At 46.6% G+C, this 12,550-nt stretch carries 9 protein-coding genes; 5 read left to right on the top strand and 4 right to left on the bottom strand.

Annotated features, from left to right (window positions below; translation table 11 throughout):
- Positions 1-55: 55 nt before the first annotated feature.
- The 4 genes from AB4Z08_RS10980 to AB4Z08_RS10965 form a co-directional block, all read right to left on the bottom strand.
- Positions 56-1,207, bottom strand: coding sequence for a FecR family protein (locus AB4Z08_RS10980; protein ID WP_441573772.1), 1,152 nt, complete (start codon positions 1,205-1,207; stop codon positions 56-58).
- 51 nt (positions 1,208-1,258) lie between these two features.
- The gene (locus AB4Z08_RS10975) at positions 1,259-1,819 is read right to left on the bottom strand and encodes an RNA polymerase sigma-70 factor (protein ID WP_441573771.1); all 561 of its coding nucleotides are present in this window, start codon (positions 1,817-1,819) and stop codon (positions 1,259-1,261) included.
- 102 nt (positions 1,820-1,921) lie between these two features.
- Complete coding sequence (locus AB4Z08_RS10970; protein WP_441573770.1) at positions 1,922-3,994, bottom strand: carboxy terminal-processing peptidase; 2,073 nt, start codon at positions 3,992-3,994, stop codon at positions 1,922-1,924.
- Between the two features lie 181 nt (positions 3,995-4,175).
- Positions 4,176-4,304 carry an alginate lyase family protein gene (locus tag AB4Z08_RS10965; protein WP_441573769.1) on the bottom strand — a complete coding sequence of 43 codons (129 nt, stop codon included), beginning with the start codon at positions 4,302-4,304 and terminating at the stop codon, positions 4,176-4,178.
- 242 nt (positions 4,305-4,546) lie between these two features.
- On the opposite strand from AB4Z08_RS10965, the gene AB4Z08_RS10960 reads away from it, so the two are divergent.
- The 5 genes from AB4Z08_RS10960 (at position 4,547) to AB4Z08_RS10940 (ending at position 12,508) form a co-directional block, all read left to right on the top strand.
- Complete coding sequence (locus AB4Z08_RS10960; protein WP_441573768.1) at positions 4,547-5,377, top strand: bifunctional transcriptional activator/DNA repair enzyme AdaA; 831 nt, start codon at positions 4,547-4,549, stop codon at positions 5,375-5,377.
- A 210-nt stretch (positions 5,378-5,587) separates the two neighbouring features.
- Positions 5,588-6,331 (top strand): hypothetical protein, encoded by a 744-nt coding sequence (locus AB4Z08_RS10955; RefSeq protein WP_441573767.1) that lies wholly within the window; start codon positions 5,588-5,590, stop codon positions 6,329-6,331.
- 747 nt (positions 6,332-7,078) lie between these two features.
- A complete protein-coding gene (locus AB4Z08_RS10950; protein WP_441573766.1) occupies positions 7,079-7,492 on the top strand; it encodes an SRPBCC domain-containing protein in 414 nt (137 codons plus the stop codon).
- A 395-nt stretch (positions 7,493-7,887) separates the two neighbouring features.
- Positions 7,888-11,844 carry a Pls/PosA family non-ribosomal peptide synthetase gene (locus AB4Z08_RS10945; RefSeq protein ID WP_441573765.1) on the top strand — a complete coding sequence of 1,319 codons (3,957 nt, stop codon included), beginning with the start codon at positions 7,888-7,890 and terminating at the stop codon, positions 11,842-11,844.
- Between the two features lie 127 nt (positions 11,845-11,971).
- Positions 11,972-12,508 (top strand): GNAT family N-acetyltransferase, encoded by a 537-nt coding sequence (locus tag AB4Z08_RS10940; protein WP_441573764.1) that lies wholly within the window; start codon positions 11,972-11,974, stop codon positions 12,506-12,508.
- Positions 12,509-12,550 lie beyond the last annotated feature (42 nt).

Raw genomic sequence — 12,550 nt, 5'->3', positions numbered from 1 at the left:
GAAAACCAGTGACCGTTTCAACGATGGTTGATAAATGTTGGTTACTATGTTGTTATTATTTCCCTGGTTTACTGACAAAAATTGTTCTGTTCACTGTTTTAAACTTCACTTTACCCGTTGTACCTGCAATATTATCCAGTATATCCTGTAAGGCGCCCGTTTTACGCATTTCCAGCGTAAAATGCAGGCGCTCCAGGGTAGGGTCATCGAAGTGAATAGTGTAGTCATATTCCCGTTCCAGACTATGGACAATCTCTTTTAAACTGGCTTCTTCAAAATAAATATCTCCGTCTTTCCAGGCAGTAAATACTCTGGCATCTACTTTTCGTTTAATGAGTCCTGATGCAGATGCATTATAAACCGCCTGTTCTCCGGGGAGCAGTACCACCGCTGAATTGCTGACTGTAGCACTTACTTTTCCTGTTGATAATGTTGTATGAATCTGATGATCGTAGGTGTTGATGTTAAAAGCGGTACCCAGTACTTTCACCTCCATTTCATTGGCCTTTACAATAAAGGACTGTTTCGCATTTTTGGCTACTTCAAAATAAGCTTCCCCGGTAATCTTCACTTCCCGGCGACTGCCGTTGAACGCAGCAGGATATTCCAGCCTGGAATCAGCATTTACCCACACCTGTGTACCATCTGCCAATACAAGTCTGGCCTGATGTCCACGCGGCACCTCCAGTATATTCATTTCTGTTCCTGCACCAGCCGTCATTCCGGGCTGATATACAATCATAGTATCACTGGCATTAATAGTGGTACCACCTGCTTCCTGCAACTGCTGCTCACCATCAGCCAATAGCACCTGCTGACCATTTGATAATGATAACCTCACTTTCGAAGCAGGCGGTAGATTGGCTTTAACAATGGCCGGCGATTTCTGTTGCGATTGAAAAAACCGTATGCCTGTAAACGTGAGTAGTACGGCCACTGCTGCTGCAATACTCCAGCGCAGATAGTGTACACGCTTCAATACCGGCTCATCGCCAAACCGTTCAGCGGCCGGCAGGGAACGTTGAAACCGCTCCCATCCTTCTGCCATTGGAAACTCCTGTTCTTCTTCCGCTGCTTCCTGCAGATATGGATGTATGGCTCCGGATAGCTGCACTATCTCTGCTTCACCGGCCGACAATGGCGTCCCTTCGGCGCCCTCTTCCAGCTGATGCAGCAGTTTATCCCAGTTAATATCTTTTTCCGGCATATCCATATACGTTATAGACACTCATTTATGAGAAAGGGTGAATGACAATAATTATTTTATCAAAAAAAATAAATACACCAGGCCCCGGATCAACCAGCTACACTCTTTACGCAGCATCTGATAAGCCAGCCTGATATGTGTTTTTACGGTGTTCACCGAGATATTTAATCGCCCTGCAATTTCCGTATACTTCAATCCATCACGGTTACTGAGCAAAAAAATAATGCGGCGCTGCTCCGGCAGCTGATCTATCATCGCCCACAATCTTTTGTGCAGCTCCTCCCGGGGCACCCCCTCTTCTTCCGGTTGCTCCGCCAGGTCCTCCACATCCGCTATCTCAAAAGAAAGCGGCCCCGCCTGCCGGAGATAATTTAAAGATGCATTCCGCACCGCACGGAAAGCATAACTGCTGAAATTCTTGACAATTGGCAGCGTAGCGCGTTTATTCCAGCAGTGAAGAAAGAAATCCTGCGCAATATCTTTGGCAGTATCCTTATCACCGACTACACGGAAAGAAACGGTACATAAGTGAGAATAATGCTGGCGGAATAATGTGGCAAAAGTCACCGGATCAATGGAGGGCGACAACTCTTCATTATCATATTCCGCCATAACCCCGAACATTTTTATTCATGAAAACTGGTTGATCTTGTATTTTATATCCACAAAATATAAAAAGGAACAGAAAAGCCGGCATTCATGCTAAAACATTTTTCACAAGTGGCTATCCATCTGCTGCATGATCTCTGCTGTCTTTAATAGATAAGCATCTTCGCCTGTTGCCTCCATCCACTTTTCATATCGCTGTTGCAAAGCTTTGTCTGCCAGTATATCCGTTCCCGTTAGTGTCATTCTTTTTCCTACCGGCAGTTTCCATATATTACTCAGCGTATCTATATGTGCCTGCAGCTTTTGCTGATGTTGCTTAAATGCGTCATAAGACAAAGGCACCGGATCCTCCTGGTGCTGCTTCATCCAGGTAGTATTTTCCAACACACCGGTAAACACCCGGTCTTCCTTCCATAAACGGTTACCCGCAGAGATCAGTTGCTGGTCCACTTCCGGACGCTGTATATCTGAATACAGCGTACCAGGAATAGTATCCCATGGCAACGCGGTAGCATTATCCCGTTCCTGCACTTTCATATAAGATGTAACACCAGGCAACAGAATATCCGGAATTACTCCTTTCTGTTGTGTGGACGCTCCATTCACCCGGTAAAATTTATGCTGTGTCAATGCAATGCTCCCAAACAACTGGGTAGGGATGCCTTTGTCGGGATCACCTGCTTTGCCCATCGGGAGCGTGGCCTGCGCCGTGCCTTTCCCATAGGAAGAAGCACTTCCGATGATGATGCCGCGATGATAATCCTGAATCGCTGCTGCAAAAATTTCCGCTGCGGAAGCACTGTTTTCATTGATCATTACCGTTAAAGGTCCTTTGTAGATCCAGGGTTGTGTGGAGTCCGTATTGTATAACATCACCCCATCTCTCTTTCTTAACTGTACCTTGGGGCCGGGGGGCAGAAAAAGTCCCAGCATCTTCACCACTTCGTCTAATGAGCCACCAGGGTTATTACGCATATCCATGACAATGCCATCTACCTGTGCCTTTTGCAAAAGCATTACTTCCTTCGCAATATCATCCGCGCAATGCACGCCATCCCTTCTCTCAAAATCAGCATAAAAAGAAGGTAAATAAATATAGCCGATCTTCTTGTTCTGCTGATGAATCACCGCACTTCTCGCAGCAGTTTCATCTTCTGTCACGATGCCTCTCTCAATGGCCACCATTGATTCTTTGCCGTTACCTTTACGCAATACCAGTTTCACCGTAGTACCCTTGTCACCGCGGATAAGCCGTGACACATCATTCAATGGCATACCGGCTACTTCTACCATGTCGCCGCTTTTGCTGCTTACCTGCACCAGGTGATCGTTCTCCTGTACAAGTCCACTACGCAAAGCAGCGCCGCCGTTGATTAATCGTTTGATAACAATCTCTTCATTCTTCACATCCAACTCCATTCCCAGCCCATAATAACGATGCGCCATCTGTTCCTGCAACAACCGCGCATCTGCCGGAGGATTATAAGCGGTATGCGGATCCATTTCAAATACTACTGCATTTACATACAAGGCAAACTTGCTGTCTTCCGCCGTGTTGGCCTGCAAGCTGCTGAAGGAACGCTTAAACCAACGCTGCACTTTTCCCCTCGCCAATTGTTCCTGTTGCGCTAATGGCAATTTGCCCACACTATCTGCGGTCGCCGATTCCATCATCCGCTTCAACACTTCATAGGTAAGACGTTTACGCCAGATGGCTACCCGCTCCTTTTCATCGGCAGGATATGCCGCATCGTGGCGATTTAACAACACCTGCTCTTTTGAGCGCAAAGAAACCGGCTGCTGTAATATACTGTCTGCTATCCATGCAGCCTCCTTTACCCGCTGCTGATACAAGGCAAAAGCAACATTAAAAAAACGTACATCTCCCTGATGTAACTCGTTGTCAATTGTAGTTTCATAGGCTTGTAACTGCGCTATATCTGCCTGCAAAAACAAAGATTTATAGTCATCTATTGCGGTGATAAATCTTTTCCACACGGCCTTCGAATATGCATCACCGATTTCCTTCGGGGAGTAATGATCTCTTTCCAACCTGGCTACCACTAATTTTATAATGCCCTGGCGCGCGGCCTTTAAACTATCTGAGTGATGGTCATAAGAAAATGCCGGTAGCGTAACTACCAGTAATAGTAACAGTAACTTCAGTCTCGCTGTCATGATGATTCATTGATACATCAGGAAGACACAAAAAATCCGGAAAGGGTGAATGAGGGAGGGCCAGTTTAAAAAAGGCTTCGGGATTAAAATGAGAATAGTTCCAGGACGGCGTACATTCCAGTTCCAGCAGCTGCCGGCCATCTGTTTCAAACTGATGATCTATTCTGTCGGTGGTTTCTTCCTACAATATCTGCTTCGCCACTTGCGGTTTTGCTGTAAATAATGCAATGGCTACGGCCTCTACATCATACCAGGTGCCATGATTATTTTTCGCGGCCAGATCATCCCTGCCTATTTTACTGGTACGCATCCACGTGAGAAACTAGCGGAACCAGTTCTGTATTAACAAAAAACAATCGATTGAAATTATTGTAGTTTCGAAATTAATTAAAACCTCTGCTTTTCCATAAAAATCTTGAACAAGCATATTTATGCATACGTTTTTAGTACTTTTCATCTTTCCGGCTACCTGTAAATGATTCCCTTTACTTAGCAATAACCGGGTTTTTTACCGACATTCATGCCGCTACCTTTGTTTTAAAATTAACAGCCATGAACAATTATGATAAAATTGCAACGGCAATAGACTACATCAAAAGCAATTTTAAAACACAGCCTGATTTACAGGAAGTAGCTGCCGCAGTACATATGAGCCCATTTCATTTTCAACGGGTATTTTCAGAGTGGGCGGGCGTAACACCTAAAAAGTTTCTGCAATACCTCACACTGGACTACGCAAAAAATATTCTCAGAGAAGAAAAAGCTACCGTGTTCGATGCAGCCTTCGAAGCAGGGCTTTCCGGAACCGGACGCCTGCACGACCTGTTTATTAACATCGAAAGCATGACACCCGGCGAATACCGCAACGGCGGCAAGGCCCTGCAAATCAATTATAGCTTCGCAGAAAGCCCTTTCGGCAATATTATCGTAGCATCTACGCCCAAAGGCATTTGTCATATGGCCTTTGCAGACGATCGCGATGCGGCCCTGCTATCACTGAAAGAACAATTCCCTCATGCACAGTTTACCCAGGTAGTAGACCTTATCCAGCAAAATACCCTGTATATTTTTACGCAGGACTGGAGCCGGCTGTCTGAAATAAAACTGCATCTCCGGGGTACCGACTTCCAGCTGAAAGTATGGGAAGCTCTGCTCAAAATTCCGATGGGGAACCTCACCACCTATTCCCGCCTGGCAGAAGAAATCAGTCATCCTAAAGCATCCAGAGCAGTAGGCTCCGCAGTAGCACAAAACCCTGTGGCATTTCTCATCCCCTGTCATCGTGTTATAAAAGCCACCGGCGACTATGGGGAATATCATTGGGGAAGCACCCGCAAAAATGCCATCATAGGATGGGAAGCAGCACGTAAATCCGGAAAATAAGCAGGCATCAGTATCCTGGATCAGGTTGAAAAGTTGGGGAATATCTTTTTTCAATATGCGCTAAATGCCGCATTTGTCATTCTCAAATCCTCCCGAACTATCATTGAATATTAAACAATACCCATTACACTCCCGTAGCTAATCTTCCATCTGTTCCGAAAACACGTTCCCTGAATTATGTTATATTTATAGTAATCAAAATAATCTCCCATGGCAAAACAAATGTCTGTCATTCCCTTTACGGGAAAACTCGGTCCTCTCATTGGGTATAAGCGCAATGGCAAATACTTCCTGCGCTCCATGCCGGAAAGCGTGCAGCAAACGGCTGCTACCCGTCGCGCATCCCGACGCTTTGGCATCGCCAGCAGGAAAGGCGCTTTTATCCGTCATGCTTTCTACCCCCACCTGGATATCCATTGTGACGGCGGCCACATCAATCGGCTCAACAAGCTGCTCATTGCTGCCGGCGATCAGCACGCCACCATCACAGGCTTCCGCTTCAATCAGCATACCGGCGTAGATCGTTTCTTTCCGGTGGCTCCCCGGCTTCTCCCTAACGGGATATTAAATATCCCTGCACAAACCATCGCCGGGTATAAAGGTATGGCTACCCTGGAAGTAAAAGTGATCGCAACCCGTATTGATTTTAGATCACGTCAGGTGGCAGGTAGCGAAACGGTTACGCTAATGATAGACCCCGATACCACTTTTCAGGAAACAAATGTTTCGCTGGATGTACCCGGAGAGGGTTCACTGGTAGTGGTTTTCCAGGTAAGAGCGATGTACAGGGATGGCCCATCGGGCAACAGGCAATATATGGCCGCCGATATTATTGCAGTGGCAGCGCCACAGGTCCCCAAACATGCTCATAAACGCACTTACCCAAAGCGGAAGATATTGCTTCCCAACCTTACCTATACATACGCATACCCAGCTGTCATTCAACTGGAATAAAACGATCCTTGCCTCGTGGAGATATTTTGATGAATAATCCCTTTATACCTGCTTCCTTTCAATAGTCTATCTCTTTCCTCAGCTACAGCCCGACACTGAAGCAGCCTTGCTATGGCCGGTGCTGACCTCCATCCATTTGCTGATTCAATTTCATCCCGGTTATACATCCGGAACTCATCCCCGCATCAAGTCCACCTCTGCTGCAGGGCTACTATAGGTACGTATCGGGTGTTAAGCATAAACTCGACAAAGCCAACATAATGACTATATACTTTCCTGATCCCAGACAAAAATAAAAAGGGCTGCCCGCTTGTGAAGGACAGCCCCGTTTTTGCTTATGAAAATAAGGACCCGCACTGAAAAGCGCCTGCCCGGTTAGACGAGGAAATATTTTACACTGGGTATAAGGCCACAAATAAGATGATAAATGTAACATACCCGTTGGGCATGCGTAATAAATTACTCATGTGTATTCAGATTTTGGTTTAATTACTTACTCTTAACTCAGATTCTTGCCCGACTAACTATCTGCTCAGATGATACGCTCGGTTTATTGATTGTTGTTATTGCACGGTTATCAGCTTCACAATCGTTTAAGCTTACTTAAAAATAAAAAAATATTTTACATTTTCACGTATAAATATCCTTGTTTTCAATAAGAGACAAATATTTACAATAACAATATTTAGTATCAACAGGTTACATATTCCAATATCTCCCTTTTTTTATACCTTGGTCGAAAAAAACATGGCATCCGCGAAAACACCCGTTGGGCAAACAACCTCACAAGGCTGGGAAATGGGCATACGCCGTACATTTCCCCTCACTTCGGACCAGGCCTGGGAACTACTCTTCACACAACCCATTCTGGCATCCTGGCTGGACGATAAAGCCGATCTCCCATTTCAGAAAGGCGATGCCTACACCACTAAAACGGGTATCACCATCAGCGTATCTACTGTTACTGTCAGCAAAGTAATCCGTATGAAATGGCAAAGAAAAGACGAGCCTTCTGCATCTACCCTGCAGATAAGAGTCATCCCTACCAAAGAAAAAACAACTATCAGCTTTCACCAGGAACAGCTGCAAAACGAAGCCGACAGAAATCGCATGAAAGCCTATTGGGAAAATGTATTGGATAAAATAGCTGCAACGATCTGACCATAAGGCAAATCCCCCTTTCATCAACCCTGTTATACCGGTCATGACTATACGATTTTATCCAATCTGTTGTTACTGCTGCCGTTTGATGCCAGCACCTTAACTGCTGCAGTACATCCGTAGCAGCCAGGTTTGTTATAGAAATGTTATCATTTGGTGACTGCCAACGCTTCCCTGCCGAACAGAAAACGGAACTTTTTTCTCCCGGCCCATTAAGCGCTTTGCCTGTAATGTACTGATTATTACTGCCAGAAAAGTATACATTTCAGTAGACGGGAAACATGTAGCATCTTCTCAGATTATACGCAAATTTTCCCAAACATCCTATTATTTTTAAGGGTATTATAAGCCGCTACACCGATTCTTACCAGTAACTTTGCCACTACGAAACACCAATGAACCTACGGGAACGCGAACTTATGAATGTTTACAGTATAGTTAAGGGGCCCCAGCAGCCAGATTTGCTCCACCATGAAACCCTGGCAGACATTTTTTCACAGGCAGTGCAGGCGCATGCACATCATACCGCGCTGATATTCCAGCAACAAACACTTACCTATAAACAACTGGATCACTGGAGTGATGCGGTAGCCGCTTCCCTTCAATCCAGGGGTATAGGTCCCGGTAGTGTGGTAGGAATATGGTGGCCACGTGGACTTGAACTGCATGTAGCGATACTGGGTATCATCAAGGCCGGTGCCGCATATGTGCCACTGGACCGGGAAATGCCCGCAGAACGTGTGGAAGGAGTACTAACAGAAGTAAAGGCTGCCGCCTGTTTCAGCGAGGTGCCCCTGCAACTCGATGCGGCCGTATTAACCGTACCACCCGTACCTGACAGCACAGAAACATTCCAGCTCAGCGCAGGTCCTCAACCTGATAACTTCGCCTATGTACTGTATACTTCCGGCAGTACCGGTAAACCCAAAGGTATTCCTATCAGCCACCGGCAGATATGTCACCTGATCAGAGCAGAACAAACCGTTTTAAATATAAGTGCCACCGACAAAGTATACCAGGGCTTCTCTGTGTCCTTTGATATGTGGTGTGAAGAAACCTGGCTCAGCTACTTTGTGGGCGCCACCCTCTGGGTAGCCGATGCCACAACGGCCAAAGCCATCGACGAACTGGGAGATGTATTACGCCGTGAAAAAATCACGGTACTCCATGCAGTACCCAGCCTGCTGGCTATTATGGATGATAACATCCCCTCCCTTCGCCTCATCAATGCTGGCGGAGAAGCCTGCACACCACAGGTACTGGCCCGCTGGGCTGCACCTCCCCGTCATTTCTATAACAGTTATGGCCCTACGGAAACAACCGTCAGCGCTACTTTTGCGGCATTGAAACCCGGCGACTACATCACCATCGGTCAACCACTACCCAATTACAACATGGCCGTGGTAGATGAAAAACTGGATATATTACCCGTAGGCGAACGCGGTGAACTGGTGATTTCCGGCCCCGGCGTAGGCGCCGGTTATATAGACCGACCCGAACTGACCCGCGAAAAATTTGTGGATAAACCAGCGTCTATGAGCGAACTGCCCGGCAACCGCTTATACCGTACCGGCGATGCCGCTATCATCTTACCCGATGGCAGCATCGATTTCCAGGGCCGCCTCGATGATCAGATCAAATTACGCGGCTATCGCATAGAACTGGGAGAAATAGAAAATCAGCTCCACAGCATGGATGGCGTTGTAGCCGCCGCAGTAGCCGTTAAAAAAGACGGTAATGAACAGGATCAACTGGTAGGATATATAGTAAAGGGAGATGACCAACCTTTTGATGAATCACAGCTCAGGGCCAAACTCGCCAAAGTATTGCCCCCCTACATGGTGCCGGGTATCATACAGGTACTGGACGACATGCCCCGCTTACCCAGCGGCAAAATAAACCGTAAAGCATTGCCCGTACCGGCAGCCTTTACACAGGTCACCACCCATGAAGCTATCGATCCGAATGCACCACTGGAAGACAAAATAAAAATCATTCTCGCTAAAGTATTTCCTGACCGCAACATTGACCTGCAACAGGATTTCTTTACCGACCTGGGAGGCCACTCCCTGCTGGCTGCTGCCGTGGTATCACGACTGCGCCGGGAAGCCAATGTGCCACAGGCATCTCTCAAAGACATTTATATACACCGACCTTTACAGGAACTGGTAAATGTTTGGGCAGCCCAACCACAGGCAGGCAAACAACAAAACCGCGTTTTCAATAAGGTACCCTGGTGGCGACATCTTAGTTGCTGGACTGCACAAACAGTAGCCGTACTGGTGATCTTCGGATTATTTGCGATGCAGATATTCCTTCCCTACCTGGGCTACTATTATGTAGAACAGGCCACCAGCCATCTTGGATACGCCATCCTTACTGCACTGATCATGTTCTGCCTGCTGCCACCTGTATTCTCTGCACTGATCATCACCACCAAATGGGTGGTCATCGGAAAAATGAAAGCAGGCGATTACCCGGTATGGGGCACCTATTATTTCCGTTGGTGGCTGGTAAAAACTATCCAGCGCCTCATGCCTTCCCAATTCCTGAATGGCACACCTTTATACCCCGCTTATCTACGGATGCTGGGCGTAAAAATAGCGCCGGATGCACAACTGGGCGCCGTTACTATTGGCGCGGAAGATCTTGTAACTATTGGCAGCGATGTAAGTATCAGCTCCCAGGCAGTGATCAATAATGCCTGGGTAGAAGATGGCCTGCTGAAACTACGTAGTGTCCACCTGGGCGATCATGCCTACATAGGCAGCAGCGCTATTATTGGTGGCGATACGGTGATGGAACCCTGGAGTGAATTACAGGACCTCAGCTTCCTGTCTGCCAACACCACCGCTAAAACCGGTGAAGTATGGCAAGGCAGCCCCGCAGAATTAAAAGTCACCAAAAGTATCAGCGAACTGCCACAGCCACTACATGTGTCTAAAGCTACCCGTACTAAATACAGTATCATCTTTTCCCTGTTCCTGCTGGTATTTCCGTTCACCGTATTATTACCGTTATTGCCCACCATCATTACCCTTAACCAAATGGATAATGCGGCGCCGGATTATAACTTTAACTACATGGTGATTACGCCTGCACTGGCACTGAGCTATATTATTTTATTCACCACACAAACAGTGGTGCTGACCCGCCTATTGCAATGGGGCATCAAACCCGGTACCTATCCCATTTACAGCGCTTTTTATGCCCGCAAATGGTTTGCCGACCAGCTGATGTCTTTATCCCTGATTGTAATACATCCTATTTTTGCTACCGTATATATTTCTTCCCTGTTCCGTGCGCTGGGCGCTAAAATTGGTAAGAATACAGAAGTATCTACTGCCAGCAGCGTTACCCATCCCCTGCTGGAAATAGGCGATGGCGCCTTTATTGCCGATGCGGTAACATTGGGCGAATCAGATGTACGCGGACAACAACTGATCCTCGAAAAAACAATCATTCACAATACCAGTTTTGTAGGCAACAGTGCCCTGATACCGCAGGGCTACGAACTGCCGGAAAATATGCTCATCGGTGTGTTATCCACACCGCCGTCAAAAGAACAACTGGCAGGCAGCAACGCACGCGATTGGTTTGGGTCTCCTGCCATTGCGCTTCCACGCCGCCAGGAAAGTCATTTCTTTCCACCTGAACTCACTACTCATCCTTCGCCACAACGTAAACTGGCCAGGGCTACCGTGGAGTTCATACGCATACTCATTCCTGAAACCGTAGTGATTTGTTGCAGTATCCTTTTCATTGCCTACGCACATGACCTGGTCACCGACAAACCCTGGTGGATGATACTGCTGCAGTTCCCCTTCTATTACCTGTTCTTCCTGGGCTTACCGGCATTCCTGTTCACCGTCATCCTCAAATGGACTATCACCGGCATTTACAAGCCGTTGCAAAGCCCTATGTGGACATCCAAAGTATGGCGCAGTGAAATGATCACCTCTACCTACGAGGCTCTCTCTATTCCATTCCTGCTGGAATACCTGAAAGGTACGCCCTGGCTGCCTGTATTCCTTCGGTTACTTGGTGTAAAAACAGGTCGCCGCGTAGTACTGAACACCGCAGACATCACCGAATTTGATATGGTGGAAATAGGTAACGACAGCGTACTCAACGAAGACAGCGGACCACAAACACATCTGTTTGAAGACCGTGTAATGAAAGTAGGTGCTATCAAAATCGGTGAAAGAAGTAGTATTGGCGCCAGGTCTATCATTTTATACGATAGTGAAATTGGTGATGATGTAAACATTGCACCATTATCGCTGGTGATGAAAGGAGAGAAACTGCAATCCGGCACCAACTGGACCGGCAGCCCGGTGAAACCTGATTAATTATATAACGGGCAGTGATAACTAATACCACTGCCCGTTACGCATATATTTTGGGAGATGTGATACACGTTGATGGACGCAGATAAATGAGCATCCGGTAGTACTATCTTCTTAACACAATTAGTTCATGGTAACAATTAAGCCTATACGAATCCGTGACCATTATGCCCTTATCAGCGGCATGATGCAGCAGTTACACATCTCCGAAAAAGAATTTTTCCTAAAAACGGCCTCCTGGGAAAGTATTGCGGATAACTATATGCAGCATGTTATAGAAACCCAGGAAACCTGCGATGGCACCTGCCTACTCGCGTATGTGGATGATACACCTGCCGGCTTCATCTTTGCCTACCTGGAAGAAGCAGATGAAAGTCGTATAGAAGATTACACCAACGATACCCTCTATGTATCTGACGGCTATGTAGCCGCGGAATTCCGCCGGCAGGGCATTTACAAACTGATGAATGAAAAACTGGAAAGTATTTATATAGAGAAGGGCATACGTAGAATTGTGAGATATACCCTTACCAACAATGTGCGTATGCAACAGTTTTTAGCATCGAAAGACTATGAACCGGTGCGACTGGTATATGAAAAATGGCTGACCGAAGATGGGAAAAAGCCAGTAGCATTATTTCCCGGAAAAACCGGGCACCAGGAGTAAACCAAAAAACACCTAACCCCGTATATGCTTGTTAAACGATCC

This window comes from Chitinophaga sp. RAB17, from assembly GCF_052114225.1.
Classification (GTDB): Bacteria; Bacteroidota; Bacteroidia; order Chitinophagales; family Chitinophagaceae; genus Chitinophaga.
Note: the sequence above shows the minus strand (reverse complement) of the source record. Positions and strands in the feature narration are given on the sequence as shown.